The following is a 15,786-nucleotide window of genomic DNA, read 5'->3' as shown; positions in this document are numbered from 1 at the left end:
CGGCCAGAGGACGATTAGTGCTGGTAAGCGCCGATGTCGAAGCCGGTCGCGGTGGTGCGCGGCATGCCATCGAAATCGTACGGCAACACGTAGCTCGAATTTACACCTTTGCCGATCGCGGGCGAACCGCTATTCAGGTGGAAATCATTGCTCGTGCCAGTGCGCGAATAGCTGGCGAACTGCGGAACTGCCGCCACGGTGCCGCTGTGGGTCAGGCCGTTCTTCAGGGTCCAGTTATAGGTATTCTGGTACACAAGGTTGTTGCGGTAAGTATTTTTCAAACCGGTCTTGCCTTGTTCCGAGATACCGTACTTGTTGTCGTACACGATGTTGTTGTGCACGTGAACGTTATCGGCGCCAGCGGTGGTGAAGTAGTAATCGCCGCCGCCAACGATGATGCCCGTGCCCGAGGTCGTCACCGTGTTGTTGGTAATGATCACGTTGTTGGCGTCATGCCACAGGTGGATTGCCGCTTCCGCCACGCGGTAGACCACATTGTTCTTCACGGTGCCCGAGGTGCTGATATAGATGCCTTGCACGAAGTGACAACCGGCAGGGCCGATGTCATGAACCAGGTTGCCGATCACGTCCGACTTGATGCCCTTGTAGTAACTGTCGACGCCGATCGCCGAGCCGCCGCCGCTGGTGCAGGCGATGGTGTTGGCGATATGGTGCACGTAGTTATTGCGGATCATGTCGTACGACCCACCGTTGTAGATGCCGTAGGCCCACTTGGTGCCGCTCTGGATTTTGCGGCCATCGACTTCGAAGCCGATGATGTCGATGTAGCTGCCGCGGTTGTCCCAGGCCACGTTGTTCGATGAGTTGGCAGGCGGAACAATCTTGGCGCCCCACTTGGTGGTCGACACGAAGTAGATGCGGCCGGTCGCGGTACCGCTGACGCTGGTACGGAAGCCGCCCGAATAGTTACCCGGCGCCACATGAACCGTGGTGCTCGGCTTGGCGACCTGCGAGGCGCGCACGATGGTCCGGAACGGCGCCGCTTTGGTGCCGGGATTGCTGTCCGAACCGGTTGGCGACACATAGTAGTTGTAGGTCGTTGCCGGGATCGGTTGAGGAACCGGCGTTGGCGCTGGCTCCGGCGGTGGCGTCGGGGTTGGCTCCGGCGGTGGCGTCGGGGTTGGCTCCGGGGTTGGCTCCGGTGGAGGCGTCGGGGTTGGCTCGGGAGTCGGTTCCGGCGCCGGCCCGGTGGCTGCGCCAGCGCGCTGCAAGGCGCCGATGTCGAAGCCGGTCGTGGTCGAGCGCACCGTCCCCTCGAGATCGGTCGATGGCGAGGCTGCCGGCAGTGCCGCCTTGACCGCCGGCGACGTCACTGCCGGATGGTAATCGCCGCCGCCAGTGCGGATGTAGTTGACGAACTGCGGGTCGGCATTGACCGTGCCGAGTGCCTGCAGTCCATTGTTGAGCATGAAGTTGTAACCCCGGTTCTTGTAGACGAGGTTGAACGGGTAGCTGTTGTGCGTACCGGTCGAGCCCACTTCCTGGATGCCGTAGCTGGCATTGTCGTAGATGATGTTGTTCGCCACGCGGGTGTAGTCGTTTGGCGCGGTGCCAAGGTAGCCGCCGTTGCCGCTGACGACCACGCCGATACCGGAATTGAACACGGTGTTGTTGGTTACCAGGTTATTGGTCGCGTCGTGCCACAGGCGGATGCCGGCGTTGCTGATGTTGTACACCAGGTTATTGATGACCTTGCTCTGGGCGGAATTAATGTAAATGCCAAGGTAAAACGCGCAACCGCTCGGACCGACATCGTGGACGATGTTGCCGACGACATCATTGGCAATGCCTTTGTAATAGCTGTCGGAACCGATACCGCCGCCGCTGCTGGCGCATGGCACCGTTTTCGCGATGTGGTGGACGTAGTTGCCGCGCACGGTGCCGTACGAGCCCGCGGTGTAGATGCCGTTGAGCCACTGGGTACCCGCTTGTGCCTTGGTGCCATCGACTTCGAAGCCTTCGATGTCGACGTAGCTGCCGCGGTTGTCCCAGGCGCGCGTGTTGCTGGATGACGCAGGAGGGACGATTTTGGCGCCGAAGCGCGTCGTCGACAGGTAGCGGATGCGGGCTTCGGCGGTGCCGCTGACGGTGGTCTGGAAGCCGCCGGCATACACGCCCGGTGCGACGCGGATGGTCACGCCAGGGGTCGCTTTTCGGGATGCCTGCAGAATTGTCTTGAACGGTGCCGACTGTGTTCCGGCATTGCTGTCCGACCCGGTTGGTGAAACATGGAGATCAGCTGGTGCTGCCGTGCCGTTGTAGGTGACGGCCGCGAACTGCGGCGCCTGGTCCGGGGCCTGGAGGCTGCCGGAATCGCTACCGCCGCAAGCGGCAAGCAACAGCGGGAGGCTGCTGCAGAGCATGGCGCGTACGCGGTGTTCAGACGCTAGACTGACTAGTTTGTTCATCAAAGGTTCCTCGCTAAACAGGGTGATTGAGCAAGGTTTGATGCGCGTCAATTGATTGAGTTCAATCTTTTCTCAAATAAATTTCTTCGTAGTATCAGATGTGCAAAAACAATTTCGTGGATGAAATTGGCGGATTGCTTAGGGGTGTGGCTGTTCAAATAAGCGGTCAAATGGTCCCGCGATGATCCTCGCTGCAGCCGAGCGGTGGATGTGATTTTCGGAGCCGCAGCTTCCTCAACATGGGTGCCCGCCTGCGCGGGCACGACGTTGTGCTTGCATTGCCGCGAGGTGCAGGCAGCGTTGCCGCGGGGTGCCGGCAGCATGCCGCGCAGCGGGCAGCTGCGAACTGCGGCGTGTCGGGAATGGGAGGCGCGCCCGTGCGGTCGGGAAGAAGGCGGGCATTGCCCTCGTCCGCGCCGGCGCCGCTGGCGCCAGCGTGGAGACGGTCGATCACCCTTGACCGCCCCACGCCGCGGTGCCGGCCGGCTTGTTCAGGAACTGTAACCGAGCTGGGAGTCTTGTTCGCTATGGAACTGGTAGCGGTAGCCGGACAGGCGCAGCGACAAGTCATTGAACAGCACGCCCTGCGGCGAGATGCCGGCGTGGTTCAGGCGCTTGATCGATTCGTTGATTTCTTCTTCGGTCGTGCGCCCTGCCCGCGCCAGGATGAATACCGCGCCCGCATGCGCGCCGATGATCAAGGCGTCGGCCACCGCCAGTATCGGCGGCGGATCGAGCAGCACCAGGTCGTACTGGGCGCCGACCGACTCGAGCAAGGTGCCGAAATTGAGGTGCAGCAGGAACTCCGAGCGGTTCGGCGGCAGCGCGCCGGTCGGGATGAAGTCCAGGTTTTCAAGCACGCCTCGGTGGATGACCTCGCCCACCGGGGTGGCGCCGGCGATGACGTTCGACAGCCCGTGTTCGCGGCCAACGCCGAAGTAGCGGTGCAGGTGGCCATTTCGCAGGTCGGCGTCGATCAGCAGAACCCGCTTGCCGCTGGCTGCCATCACCGCGGCCAGGTTGGCGGTGATGAACGACTTGCCGAGGTCGCGCGCCGGTCCGGTGATCATCACGATGTTGTTGCGGAAGTGTGGCATCGCAAATAGCAAGGCGGCGCGGAAGCCGCGCAGGCTTTCGACGGCGATGTCTTCCGGTGCGGCCTGCGCCAGCAGCGGCAGGTTGCCGCCATCGTCGCGCGCCCTGCGGCTGAGCTTTTCTTCCGCCGGACTGTGCGGGATGCTGGCGTAGACAACCCGCGCACCGAGCAACCGCTCGATTTTTTGCGGGTCGTCGATGCCGCCATTGAGCGCGCGCCGGGCGAACGCGATCAAGGTGCCGAGGAACAGCCCGCTGATCGCGGCAAGCACGACGATCAGCGGACGGTTCGGCTTGATCGGGCGTTCCGGCGCCATTGGCGCGTCGATCATGCGCACGTTGCTGACGCGGCCGACTGAAATGAGCCGCAATTGCTGGGCGGTGTTGGACAGCGCTGTATACAGATCGGTGTTGACCTTGATGTCGCGCATCAGGCGCGCTTCATCCTGTTCCAGCTCCGGCAGCGCCTTGATGCGCTTCTGGACGTCGTTGATTTCCGCGTCGACTTCCCTGCTCTGGCGGTTCACGCCGCGCACGATCGGGTGGTCTTCGGTGAAGCGGGTCAGCAGTTCGGTCTTTTTCTGCTGCAGCGCGATGCGGCGGCTGCGCGCTTCCGCGGCCTGCTGCAGGCTCATGCGTGCCTCTTCGCGCATGTCGACCGTGCCATGGCTATTGCGAAAATGGTTATAGCGCTCTTCCGATTGTTCGAGCTTGCGCTTTAGCGCGGGCAACTGCAGGTTCAGGAAAGCCAGCGACTTCTCCGCTTCCTCGGTCTTGCGCGCGAGATTCTGGCGCATGTACTCGCGCCCGATTTCGGTGAGCACGTTGTTGATGCGCTGCGGGTCGTCGCCCTGCAGGCGCACTTCGATAATGCCCGATTGCTTGCCCTGTTCGGTGATGACCATCGCGGTCTGGATGGCCTCGATGGTGCCCAGGCGCGACAGGCGGCGCAGGTGGAACTCGGCGCCCGGCCTGGCATCGAGCCGGTCTATGCGCAATTCGAGGTTGCCGCCGCCAGTCTGGGTCTTGAGCGTGGTGCCGACGCGGCCCTCGTAGACTACCGGCTGGCCGCCGCCGCTCAGGCGATAGATGCCGTCGCCCATGGCGGTGACGACGAAGCGCCGGTTCTGCCACGGCTCGGGCACATCGAACACCGACACCAGCGCCTTTTCTGCGCCCCATACAAAGCCGCCATGGCCGAAAATGCCCGGCTCGGACAGCTCGCCGTCGCCGCGCCCGGCGAACCAGAAGCCGATCACGGGGAAATACTTGGGCCGCACCTCGATATACAACTGCAGGTTGTCGACCGCATGCGAGATCACCATGCGCGAGCGCAGCAGCTCCATTTCTGCGATCGCATCTTTCTTGGTCTCGAACAGCGACGATACTTCGGCCAGGATGTTCTTCGACGCATTCGGGCTTTCTTCCTCGACGTGGATCAGCAGGTTGGCCTGGTAGACCGGCTTGGCCACCACCGCGTAGACGATCGCCAGCGCCGTGATCAGGAAGGTGACCAGGCCGATTTGCCAGCGGGCGTTGTACAGGATATTGAAGTAGCTGCGCAGCCCCGGCTCGTCCGGCTCAAGCTGGTGCTCGTAGCGCGGCTCGACCGGCATGTTGAGCATCGGTGGACTGGACAGCACGTTCGAGATCGGATGCTGGTCGGCGGGTCGGTTCATGATGATTGCCTCGTGGCGATTTACGGCCTGGTCGTGACACCGACAGCCTGCGTCAGCGCGCCGGGGAACAGCAGGGACAAGCCGCGGTGCCAGTTGGCCAGTGGCGATGCCGCGACGTAGACCAGGTCCTTGGGGTGCAGCTCGAAGGCTTCGGCCATTGCCAGCGCGCCCTTCTGGCGGGCGTCGAGCTGGAAGATGCGCGTGCCTTCGGCCGCCTTGCGCACCACAAACACCTGGCGCGCGTCACCCGTCATCGGGCTGATGCCGCCCGATTCGCCGAGCGCCTCGTTCAGGCTCAGGCGGCCGTTGTGCATGGTCAGCGCTTTCGGCGTGACGACCTCCCCCGACACGAATACCTTGCTTTCGTCGCGCGAGTGGACCCGAACCACGTCGCCATTGAGCAGCAGGATGGCGCCCGGATTGACGCCCTTCTGCACCAGGTCGCGCAGGTCGAGGTTATAGCGTTTCTTGGCGCGCTCGAGCACGATGCGGCTCTGGTCGGCGGTCGGCTGCAGGCCGCCGGCGCGGTTCAGCGCTTCAAGCAGGGTCATCGGAATGTCGTTGATCGCCTGCAAGCCGGGCAAGCGCACCTCGCCATCCATATAGATACGCTTGCTGCGGTAGGACTGCACGCGCAAGGTGACATTGGGCTGGGCGATATAGCGGGCCAGGCGCTGTGTCAGCAGGCTGCGCGCCTGCTCTTCAGTCAGCCCGGCCAGCTTGAGCGCGCCGGCGAACGGAAACTGCACCTTGCCCTCGTAGTCGACGACGAAGCCCTGGGGCGGCGTGGTCGTTGTGCCGGCCTCGGCGGAACTGCTGGACGCCACCAGCCCATGGCCGGCCAGCTCGGGGTGGTCCCAGACGACGATCGACAAGATATCGCCAGGACCGATTTTATAGGGCGGCGGATCGGCCACGACCAGGTGGCCGAGGGCCTGATGGGCGCGCTGCTCGCGCTGCAGCTTTTCAGCGGCGATCAGTTGCTCGGTGATCAGCTGGGTCTGCGGTGCGGCTGGCGCGGGCCCGGCCTGGTCGGACACATCGGGCATCTCGATGCGGCTGCTGCCGCCCGCGCAGCCGCCCAGCGCAACGGCGCACAGTAGCGCGGCAATGGTGAACAATCGGGTTTGCGCGATATTCTTCATGTTATGACCTCCCACTGTGCTTGCCGGGGACACAGCTTATTTGTGCTCCCGGAAAATTACCTGTCTGATCCAGAGTAAGTGAGCTAGATGACAACGGCTTTGGCGCAAATCAAATGGTGGGCTCAGGCACATTTATGCCATGGAATGATGCGCCGGAATGGGCAGCACGGCGGGCGCCGGCGTGGCTAGCGGACTTCTTCGATCAGCTTGAGCACCTGGTCGAAGGTCCAGAGGCGGCGGATCTCGATCACGTCGTAGCGCGACGCGATATTTGGCGGGAACTTTGAGTACAGCGCGTTGATGCGCACGATGCGGCGCACCGCGTCGTCGGTATCCTGGCGGCCGCTGGAACGAACGATGGTGACGTCCTCGATGCTGCCGTCGCTGCGCACGGCAACGCTGACCAGCGGATCGATGCGCGCACGCTCGCCGATCAGCTTGGGGAAATTCATGGCGCCGTTGCGCTCGATCTTCTGGCGCCAACTCTCGACGTACATGCGCAACGGCACGTCGCGCTCGGCACTGTCGACGACCACGCGGCGCGACTGGCGTGCATCGTCCGGGCGGGGGCGCACAGGCGGGGCGCCGGTCAGCAGGTCAAGACCTTTACTGAGGTCGCGCACGCGGTTGGCCAGGTCGCTGCCGTAATTCCCAGGCGGGCTGCTGGTGCGGCCGCTGCCACCCTGCCCGTCCGGCGCGCCGAATGGATCGCCCGCCGGTGCGGCGGTGCTTGCCACCGCCGCTTCGCGCGCGCGCGCCGCATCCTGGCGCGCACGCTCCTCGGCGAGCCTGCGGGCGGCTAGTTCATCGAGGCGCTGGCGCTCCGCTTGTTCTTGCGCGAGGCGCTGCTGCTCCGCCTGTGCCTGCGCGAGACGCTGCTGTTCCGCCTGTGCCTGCGCGAGACGCTGCTGTTCCGCCTGTGCCTGCGCAAGACGCTGCTGTTCCGCCTGTTCCTGCGCAAGACGCTGGCGCTCTGCCTGTTCCCGCGCGAACAATTGCTCTGCCTTCTGGCGCTCGGCAAGTTCGGCATCGCGGCGCAGTTGCGCCAGGCGTTCGTCCTCTTTCTGGCGTTCCAGTAAGTCGTGGGCGATGCGTTGTTGCGTGAGCGCGGCCTGTTCGCGCGCGGCAGCAGCCGCCTGGCGCTCCTCGTCAGCGGCCCGCTTCAGATCCCCGGCCGCCGCGTCGGTGCTTGCGAGGGCGGGCAACTGCAAGTCAGGCAGCGGCGCTTGTTCCTGCGCGGCGTCGGCAACGCCGTCGCTGCCATGCTGGGCCTCGACCGGGTCGATGGTCTGTTGCGCCGCCTCCTCAGGCTGCGGCAATGGAACGACGAAGTCGCTGTCGGGATTGTCGACCTGGGCGATGACGCGGGTCGGCGCATCGGTCTCGGGCTTCGGCAGCGGCGCGCTGATCCTTGGCGCCTTGCGCGGCTTGTCGCTGTTGACCGCTTTCGGACGCGGCGGCGCAGGCGGCGGCTTGGGGACCGGATCGACCAGCCGCATGCCGCTCGCTGGCGCGGGTGTCACAGCTTGAGTGTCAGGAATGGCCGGATCGAAAACGGCAGCGTCGGGCACTGTGGGCACTGGCGGCAGTACCCGTGCCAGCGTGATGTCGATGGCGGCGCGCGCCCCCTGCAATGCCATGCCCGGCACACCGAATTGCAGCGACAGCAGCAATGCGTGGAACAGGAGCGAGGCAAACAGGCCCCACGCCAGACGCCGTTCGGCGGACAGGCGTGGTGCGGCACCATCCGCCAGGACTAGCGCGCCTGCCTGCAGCATGAAGCGGGAAACTGTCGAGTTCGCACCATGGATGGATTCTAGCGAAAAGCGGACGGCGGCGATAGTATCGCGTGGTACAGGTCAAGATAGCGCGCGGCGATGCGTTCCCAGTCAAAGTTGTCGAAGCAAATCTGGCTGGTATCGAAGCCGGCGTAGTTGTCGATCATCTGCTCGAGGCCGCGCCGGATATCGGCCACGGAAGCCGGGTCGACCGCAACCCCGACATTCCCGCTGAAGGTGCCATCGATGCCCTGTCCCCTGGTGAACAATACCGGCAGGCCCTGCGACAAGGCTTCGACGTAGACCAGCCCGAAGGTCTCGTGGTGCGAGGCCATGGCAAACATATCGCTGGCGCGGCAGATGCCGATCAGCTCCGGCCCCGGCGCGACCGGCCCGTGGTACATGATGCATTCGCCGTGGCGCATCGCCAGCTGGCGCACCTTTTCCTCGTGCGGACCGGCGCCGCCGACCAGGCTTAGCCTGAGCTCCGGGCGCGAGGCGCGCAGCGCCAGGAAAGCCTGGATCAGCCGCACTGCATTCTTGTTGCGGTCGAAGCGCCCGATGAACAGGATGCGCTTGGCACAACTGCGCCTGGCGGGATGCAGGTTCTGCAGCCAGAGCTGTTCGATGCCGTTGTTGATCACCAGCGCCTTGCTCCAGTAGCGCAGGGCGAACATGGCCACCAGCGGATGCTGGAAGAAATTGTCGAGATTGGACTGGCTGATGAACACCAGCCGTGCAGCGTTGTCGAGTATCCGGCGCGCCAGGAAAATCAGGTGCGGCTTGTACTTCAGGAACATGTTGATATCGGTATTGCGAACCGAAACGATGTATGGCTTGCCGTATTTCCGGAACAGCTCATAGGCCAGCGCGCCATCGCTGAACAAGGTGGTCGCGTGCACCAGGTCGCAATCGCCGGCCACGCCGAAGGTCTCGAGATCACGATAGAGCGTGCGAATTTTCTGTTTGAAGAAAATGCGGTGATAGGCGCTGAGCACGCCAGAAAACCGGACCGCCGAACCGGGCACGGTGAAATCGATCTGGTTGTTGTTGCGGTTCGAGTGCTTGCGCAAGGGCGTGAAGATATCCTGCCGCACACCGAGCCGGTCGAGCTGGGTGTACAAGTTCCTGTGAACTCTGGTCCACAAGAAATCATTGCTGATATGAAGTATTCGAAGCTGCCCCATCCGAGCTAGGCTACGGGCTGGCGCACTCCCCTTGCTTGATGACGCGCAATTGCCTTGACATCAGGGCGCACGGATGCCGACTGCCGCAAAGTGCAACACCCAGTGTCGGCCCGGATCGGCGCCAACCAGGGCTGCGGCCTCGTCGTCGTAAAAAGCGCCGACCGGGCAAGCTGCCAGGCCGGCCGCGGTGGCGCCGAGCAGCCAGCGTTCGCCGATCAGGCCTGCTTCAAGCAAGCCGTGGCGATAACCGCGCGCGCCCTGCGCGAGCAGCTGGTCGCGATCGGCCGACAGGATCAGCACCGCGGCGGCGTCGCCGATCACATCTTGCGACAGCGCAGCCGAACGCGCCGTCGCCTGGTGGTCGCCGCTATGCAACGTGAGCAACGCGTGCCGTGGAAGGTAGCGGTAAACGCCGGGCGCCAGTCCGGCCACGCGGTTGACGACGACGTTGAGCGTCACCGCGCCTGACAGCTGCGCCGGCTGCGCGGCGGCGGCAAGCAGCGACGCCAGCGCCGACAGCGGCAAGGCGTCCGCGCTGAACCTGCGCTCGCTGCGGCGCTTGACGATGGTCTCGTGCAGGTCGCGCGTAAACGGCTGTGGCGCCGGCAATGCGGTGATCTCGCCTTCCGTCGCTACCTCGTTCCGCATCGAGGTGGCGCGCTGGACGATGCCGGTGACGCCGAGCGCCGACACGCCAGCCATCGCGATTGGTGCGAAGCGCTCCTGCCGCAGCCGCCCAGGCGCGGACTCGCCACTCAATGCCATCACGGCCAGTACGCCCTCCTCGACGCCATCGACCCTGATCGCACGCGCCGCGGCGGCGTCGTCAAATGCCGGCAGCAGTTGCGCATGCATGCCGGCGCGGTGCGCGCCGAGGCGCAGGTTCTCGAGCAAATGCCCGGCATCGGCGGCCGCGTAGCGATAGGCGCGGTTGTGATACTTGTACCCGGTACGGCGGAACACCGCGCTGAGGACGATGGCCGCCTCGGCCTGGTCGGCAGCAGCGGCGCCGAGCGTGGCCGGCAGCGGACCGAGGACATCGAGCCGGTGGTGCTCGGGGTCGTAGTGATACAGGCCAGGCGCCAGCCCGCCGACCGAGCGCGCTAGAACGTACAGCTCGCTCGGGAACAAGGCGCCGGACGACGGCGCGGCGCGCAGCGCGTTGCCGCCGCGCCGCAGCGTGATGCCGGACGAGAGATACAGCATCTCACCGAGCCGGGCCAGGTCGAGGCGTCCGCGTCCGCCAGCGGGCATTGCCAGCATCTCGGCAAGGCTGGCGCCCCCGGGTGCGCCGCGCGCGAGGGCGACTGTGGGCGCTGCCTGGTAGCGTTTGAATGGCGGCGGCGGCGATCCCCATTCAACCCCGGCCGCGCGCTTGAACACGCCGCTGCGCGATGCCGATGAGAACGCGTGATATTGGATCACCGCCTGCACCGATGCGGGCATGTCGCTTGCAACCGGGCCAGCCACGACATCATCGGCCTGGCGGGTGCCGACGAAATAGGCGACGCCAAATGCCGCCGCCAATGCCGCCGCCTGCAGCACCAGCCGCGGCCCGCCGGGCTGGCGGGCCGCTGGCTTGGCTGCCTTGCGGGTGAACCAGCGTACGACGATCGGCAAGTTGAACACAAGGTGAATCGCGACCAGCACCAGCGTGGCGTAGCCGAACAAATAGTGCCAGTCGAAGACCGGCAACTGCTGATTCGCGACCCAGAAAATGCCGAGGCCTGCCGTGGAGAGCAGGTAGGCCATCAGCAGCAGGCTGGTATGGACGTTGATTGCCATGCGCGCGGGCGCGCGGCCGCGCCACGCCAGCACGGCGAGGATGGCGGCGTACACCGCAAGCGGTATCAGGACCCAGGCGAGTTTCGGCATGGCGGCAGGGGCGAAGGAGTAGCTCTCGAATTCTATCCTTGTTCCCGCTGCACCCGCGCCCGCTGCGCAGGTGTCACAATATGGTTTTAAATGTCGGTGCACACACCATGATGACCTTCAACATCGGCCCCCTGAGCATCCAGGCCAGCCACGTCTTCCTGTTGACCAGCCTGCTAATAGCGACCGCGGTCGGCCACTGGGTGGGCCGGCGCGACCAGGTGCGCATCGGCGGGCTGCTGGTCGATATGCTGGTGGTCGGCCTGGTGGCGGCGCGGATCGCATTCGTCGCCAGCTGGTTCGACCTGTACAGCGCGGCGCCGCTGTCGATGATCGACATTCGCGACGGCGGCTTTTCGGTGTTGCCTGGCATCGGCGCGGCGCTCGGCTACGGCGGCTATCGCGCGTACCGGCACCAGCCGCTGCGCAATCCGCTGGTCGCCGGCGTGCTGGCCGGCGCCTTCGCGTGGTTCATGTCCGGCGCCCCTGCGTTGCTTGGCATGAAAGACCAGAAGACAGTGCCTGACGTCGCCATGATGACGCTGGAGGGCAAGCCGGTGGTGTTGTCCGAACTGGCGCCCGGCCGTCCGCTGGTCGTCAACCTGTGGGCGACCTGGTGCCCGCCGTGCCGGCGCGAGATGCCGGTGCTGGCGGCGGCACAGCAGCGCGATACCGGGGTGACGTTCGTGTTTGCCAACCAGCGCGAAGACGCCGCGCCGGTACTGAAGTACCTCAACGGCGAGACTTTGGCGCTCGACAATGTGCTGCTTGACCAGGCCGGCGAGGCCAGTCGCGCGGTCGGCTCGGCCGGTCTGCCAACGACGCTGTTCTACGACGCCAGGGGGACGCTGGTGGATGCCCATATCGGCCCGCTGTCGGCGGCGTCGCTTGAAGCCAAGCTCGTCAAGTTGCGCGGGAACGATATCGCGTCGCGCTAGCTGGCAAGTTTTCTATCTAGGTATGTTGTTAATTTGCAAACTTGAGGGTGCGCGCGTTCTGCCGTGAGGGGTGTTTCCTAAAGAGACTGGCATACTTGATCCTGTGCCCTTACTCGGGATCTAAAACAGCCTTTCCGGACAAATTTAGTGATGCACTTTGCCATAATCGCGACCGCCGTAGGCTTTATCGTACTAGCGACCCTGATGCCGCTGTCCCGTCTGGCCGTCTGGTGGATACGGGACTTCGACTTTCCCCGCCTGCAACTTGCCGTTCTCGCCTCCGCCCTGCTGATTGCGCAGCTGGTCTTTCTCGATCTCTCAGAGTTCGTGTCCCACGCGCTCATCACGATCACCGCCGCTTGCCTGCTGTATCAGGCCTGGTGGATCGTCCCATATACGAAGGTATTCCCGCACGAGGTCAAGGTGGCGATCAGCAACGACAGCGCCGACCGGATTCGCATCATGACGGCCAATGTGCTGACGCCGAACCGGAACACCGACGGCTTGATCGCACTGATCCGCAAGCATGAGCCCGATGTGTTCGTGACGCTGGAAACCGATGCATGGTGGCAGGAACGGCTCGACGTGCTGGAAGACGACTATCCGTTTTCAATGAAGTGCCCACTGGATAACCTATACGGCATGCACGTGTACTCGCGGTTGGCGCTGGAGGATTCCGCGATTCAATTCCTGGTCGAGGACGACATTCCCTCGATGCATACGATGGTGGTGCTGCCCTCAGGCCGCAAGGTGCGGATCCACTTCCTGCACCCCGCCCCGCCGAGCCCGACCGAGCACGACGAATCGACTGAACGCGATGCCGAACTGCTGGTGGTGGCCAAGAGCGTCAAGGGCCTCGATACGCCAGTGATCGTGGCGGGCGACCTGAACGATGTGGCGTGGTCGACCACGACGCGGCTGTTCCGCAAGATGAGCGGGCTGCTCGATCCGCGCATTGGCCGGGGCATGTTCAATACTTTCCACGCCGACCACTGGTTCCTGCGCTGGCCGCTGGACCATCTGTTCCACAGCCAGCATTTCACCTTGTCGTTCATCATGCGGCTGCCGTCGTTTGGTTCCGACCATTTCCCGGTGCTGGTCGAGCTGGCGTACGACCGCGCACGCGGTGCCGAGCAGGAAGGCCTGGTGCCGGATGCCGACGACGAGGCGCTGGCGGAAGAAAAGATTGCGGCCGAGCCCGTGTCCGAGGCGGATGTGCACGAACCACAGGGCTGACCCCAGCCCGTGGCGATTGCCACTAATGCAACAGATGGCGCATGATCGGCCGCGGGCGAGCGGCGAAAGCTATTGCCTGGCGTTGACTCCGGCAAAATGCTTCATGCTATACTTGACCCATATGGATCGCACCCTCAAGACGCTCATGCTCTGGTTTCTGATGGCTCTGGTACCGCTTCAAGCGGGCGCCGCAGCCATGGGCATGTCTTGTGGCCCCGCGCATCAGCAGCGTATGGCCGAGGCGATGCCGGTGTTCATGGAGCATCGCGAGCATGCCAGCGACACGGCTCACCATCACGATGGCGCGGACGCTTCTGCCGCGCTGGCGGATTCGGCCACCTCCGCTGACGCTTCCGACGCCTCCGAGCATGCCGGTCACGCGACCTGCAGCGGCTGTTCCGATCTCTGCGTCGGCGCCGTTGCGCCCCCTTCTTCTTTCAACTCCCTCCCTGCTTTCAGCGGCGCCGAGACGATCGTCATCGCGCCCGCACCGTCGGTCGCCGGTTTCGTACCGGACGGCCCGAAACGTCCCCCCAGAGGCATTTCCGCTTAATCGTTTGATCCGATCGTGCCCGGACACGCTTGTCCGCCGGCCGCTTCCATCGGATAGATCGTTTGTGCTTTGGCACATCCATACCATCGATTTTGGGAAATGACATGACACAAAGAAAATCCATTGCCATCGGCTTGATGGCCGCGTTGCCGTTTGCCGCCCTGGCACAGAGCGCACCCGCAAAATCCGACCCGCTGGACGCGAAGGCCGCCGTCACGGCCACGGCCTACCAATCCGCGTTTGCCGATTATGTTTCCGCTGCGTCCCTTGACAACGAGACAAGCCCGGACAAGGTTTGGCGTGCCGCCAACGACAAAGTTGCTCAGGCCGAAGGCCATTCGGGACATCACGGCAGCCATGGCATGCCTCCGGCCGAGCCGATGAAGCCAGCGCCCGTGAAGCAAGCGCCAGTCGATCACAGCAACCACTGATTAGGTCCAAAAAATTATGCGAGTAATGATTTCACCTACACGTGTCCGGTTGATCGCGCTTGGCGCCTCCGTCCTTTTCCTGGCCGGCTGCACGACGTTTTCCAAAGACGGTGGCCTCGAGGCGGTATCGGCCATGACCAACGCCCGCACCGGGCAGTCGGTGCAGTTTTCCAAGCCGGGCGCCGACGCGACGGCTGTCGAACGCAGTGTGGCACAGCTGCTGGGCAAGCAACTCACCGCCGACAGCGCGGTGCAGCTCGCTTTACTGAACAACAAGGGCCTGCAAGCGTCGTTTGCCCAACTGGGCATTGCCGAGGCTGACCTGGTGCAGGCCGGCTGGATGAGCAACCCAAGTTTCTCGTTTGGCCGTATGTCCGGCGCTCATGCCGTCGAGATCGAGCGCGCCGTCATGTTCGACATCCTCGGGCTGCTGACGATTCCTGTGCGCAGCAAGATCGAGGGCCGCCGGTTTGACCTGGCCAAGCTGCAGGCTGCTTCTGACGCGGTGAAACTGGCGGCGGACACCCGCAAGGCCTACTTCAACGCCGTCGCGGCCCAGCAGACGGCTTTGTATTCGGCCCAGGTACGCGCCTCCGCAGAAGCCAGCGCCGAGCTCGCAAGGCGCATGGCGCAGGCCGGCAATTTCAGCAAACTGACGCAAGCACGCGAGCAAGCCTTTTACGCCGACACGACAGCGCAGCTGGCACGCAGCCGGCACAACGCCACGGTGGCGCGCGAGCAGCTGTTGCGGCTGATGGGCGTATGGGGCGAACACACGGCGATCATGTTGCCCGACCGTTTGCCGGACCTGCCCGCAGCGCCCGCCAACGGTGACAACGCTGAAGCGCTGGCGATGGAACAGCGGCTCGACATCCAGCTGGCGAAAGGCGAAGCGGCCATGACGGCCAGCGCGCTCGGCCTGTCGAAGGCGACCCGCTTCATCAATGTGCTTGAAGCCGGCTATATGAATACCAGCAAGAGTGGCGAACCGCGCGAAAACGGCTATGAGATCGAGCTGCAGCTGCCCCTGTTCGACTGGGGAGGATCGCGCATCGCGAAGGCCGAGGGACTGTACATGCAATCGGTACACCGCACGGCGGACGCCGCAATTCGCGCACGGTCGCAGGTTCGCGAAGCCTATTCCGCCTATCGCACGTCGTACGACCTGGCGCGCCACTACCGCGACGAGATTGTTCCTTTGCGGAAGAAAATCTCGGATGAGATGCTGCTCCGCTACAACGGCATGCTGATCGGCGTGTTCGAGCTGCTGGCCGATGCGCGCGACCAGGTCGGCAGCGTGAACGCATCGATCGAAGCCCAACGGGATTACTGGATCGCCGAAACGGATCTTCATGCAGCAATCAACGGGACGGGGGGCGCGGCAATGCAATTGCGCGCAGAGGCGTCAGCCGAAGCCCCGCAGGGACACTAATTCAAGGAACA

At 64.1% G+C, this 15,786-nt stretch carries 11 protein-coding genes; 5 read left to right on the top strand and 6 right to left on the bottom strand.

Annotation, left to right across the window (positions count from 1 at the left end; all coding sequences use genetic code 11):
* Nucleotides 1-14: 14 nt before the first annotated feature.
* The 6 genes from I4X03_RS08570 to I4X03_RS08545 form a co-directional block, all read right to left on the bottom strand.
* The gene (locus tag I4X03_RS08570; protein WP_223467803.1) at nucleotides 15-2,429 is read right to left on the bottom strand and encodes a right-handed parallel beta-helix repeat-containing protein; all 2,415 of its coding nucleotides are present in this window, start codon (nucleotides 2,427-2,429) and stop codon (nucleotides 15-17) included.
* 491 nt (nucleotides 2,430-2,920) lie between these two features.
* A complete protein-coding gene (locus tag I4X03_RS08565) occupies nucleotides 2,921-5,203 on the bottom strand; it encodes a polysaccharide biosynthesis tyrosine autokinase (RefSeq protein ID WP_223467802.1) in 2,283 nt (760 codons plus the stop codon).
* A 20-nt stretch (nucleotides 5,204-5,223) separates the two neighbouring features.
* Nucleotides 5,224-6,348, bottom strand: coding sequence for a polysaccharide biosynthesis/export family protein (locus tag I4X03_RS08560; RefSeq protein WP_223467801.1), 1,125 nt, complete (start codon nucleotides 6,346-6,348; stop codon nucleotides 5,224-5,226).
* Nucleotides 6,349-6,533: 185 nt separating this feature from the next.
* Nucleotides 6,534-8,126: a TonB C-terminal domain-containing protein gene (locus I4X03_RS08555; RefSeq protein ID WP_223467800.1), complete on the bottom strand. Its 1,593-nt coding sequence runs from the start codon at nucleotides 8,124-8,126 to the stop codon at nucleotides 6,534-6,536.
* Between the two features lie 38 nt (nucleotides 8,127-8,164).
* On the bottom strand, nucleotides 8,165-9,250 hold the full coding sequence (locus I4X03_RS08550; RefSeq protein WP_229428120.1) for a glycosyltransferase family 4 protein: 1,086 nt from the start codon (nucleotides 9,248-9,250) through the stop codon (nucleotides 8,165-8,167).
* Nucleotides 9,251-9,373: 123 nt separating this feature from the next.
* Nucleotides 9,374-11,188 (bottom strand): SagB family peptide dehydrogenase, encoded by a 1,815-nt coding sequence (locus I4X03_RS08545; protein ID WP_223467798.1) that lies wholly within the window; start codon nucleotides 11,186-11,188, stop codon nucleotides 9,374-9,376.
* A gap of 107 nt (nucleotides 11,189-11,295) precedes the next feature.
* On the opposite strand from I4X03_RS08545, the gene I4X03_RS08540 reads away from it, so the two are divergent.
* The 5 genes from I4X03_RS08540 to I4X03_RS08520 all read left to right on the top strand — a co-directional run bounded on the left by I4X03_RS08540 (nucleotide 11,296) and on the right by I4X03_RS08520 (nucleotide 15,775).
* Nucleotides 11,296-12,123 (top strand): TlpA disulfide reductase family protein, encoded by an 828-nt coding sequence (locus I4X03_RS08540; protein ID WP_223467797.1) that lies wholly within the window; start codon nucleotides 11,296-11,298, stop codon nucleotides 12,121-12,123.
* Between the two features lie 204 nt (nucleotides 12,124-12,327).
* A complete protein-coding gene (locus I4X03_RS08535; RefSeq protein ID WP_223467796.1) occupies nucleotides 12,328-13,359 on the top strand; it encodes an endonuclease/exonuclease/phosphatase family protein in 1,032 nt (343 codons plus the stop codon).
* A gap of 25 nt (nucleotides 13,360-13,384) precedes the next feature.
* Nucleotides 13,385-13,912: a hypothetical protein gene (locus I4X03_RS08530; protein WP_223467795.1), complete on the top strand. Its 528-nt coding sequence runs from the start codon at nucleotides 13,385-13,387 to the stop codon at nucleotides 13,910-13,912.
* A gap of 104 nt (nucleotides 13,913-14,016) precedes the next feature.
* Nucleotides 14,017-14,343, top strand: coding sequence for a hypothetical protein (locus I4X03_RS08525; protein ID WP_223467794.1), 327 nt, complete (start codon nucleotides 14,017-14,019; stop codon nucleotides 14,341-14,343).
* Between the two features lie 25 nt (nucleotides 14,344-14,368).
* Nucleotides 14,369-15,775 (top strand): TolC family protein, encoded by a 1,407-nt coding sequence (locus tag I4X03_RS08520; RefSeq protein ID WP_223467793.1) that lies wholly within the window; start codon nucleotides 14,369-14,371, stop codon nucleotides 15,773-15,775.
* Nucleotides 15,776-15,786 lie beyond the last annotated feature (11 nt).

Origin of the sequence: Massilia soli, assembly GCF_016809835.1 — a bacterium.
In the GTDB taxonomy this organism is placed as follows: Bacteria; Pseudomonadota; Gammaproteobacteria; order Burkholderiales; family Burkholderiaceae_D; genus Telluria_A; species Telluria_A soli.
The sequence above is the reverse complement of the archived record's forward strand: the minus strand, read 5'-3'. Positions and strand labels throughout refer to the sequence as shown.

Excerpts from the sequence above, each read along its gene's own strand:
- I4X03_RS08520 (WP_223467793.1), top strand. The coding sequence starts at position 14,369 with ATGATTTCACCTACACGTGTCCGGTTGATCGCGCTTGGCGCCTCCGTC.
- I4X03_RS08545 (WP_223467798.1), bottom strand. The coding sequence starts at position 11,188 with ATGCCGAAACTCGCCTGGGTCCTGATACCGCTTGCGGTGTACGCCGCC.
- I4X03_RS08560 (WP_223467801.1), bottom strand. The coding sequence starts at position 6,348 with ATGAAGAATATCGCGCAAACCCGATTGTTCACCATTGCCGCGCTACTG.
- I4X03_RS08535 (WP_223467796.1), top strand. The coding sequence starts at position 12,328 with ATGCCGCTGTCCCGTCTGGCCGTCTGGTGGATACGGGACTTCGACTTT.
- I4X03_RS08555 (WP_223467800.1), bottom strand. The coding sequence starts at position 8,126 with ATGCTGCAGGCAGGCGCGCTAGTCCTGGCGGATGGTGCCGCACCACGC.
- I4X03_RS08530 (WP_223467795.1), top strand. The coding sequence starts at position 13,385 with ATGCAACAGATGGCGCATGATCGGCCGCGGGCGAGCGGCGAAAGCTAT.
- I4X03_RS08540 (WP_223467797.1), top strand. The coding sequence starts at position 11,296 with ATGATGACCTTCAACATCGGCCCCCTGAGCATCCAGGCCAGCCACGTC.
- I4X03_RS08565 (WP_223467802.1), bottom strand. The coding sequence starts at position 5,203 with ATGAACCGACCCGCCGACCAGCATCCGATCTCGAACGTGCTGTCCAGT.
- I4X03_RS08525 (WP_223467794.1), top strand. The coding sequence starts at position 14,017 with ATGACACAAAGAAAATCCATTGCCATCGGCTTGATGGCCGCGTTGCCG.
- I4X03_RS08570 (WP_223467803.1), bottom strand. The coding sequence starts at position 2,429 with ATGAACAAACTAGTCAGTCTAGCGTCTGAACACCGCGTACGCGCCATG.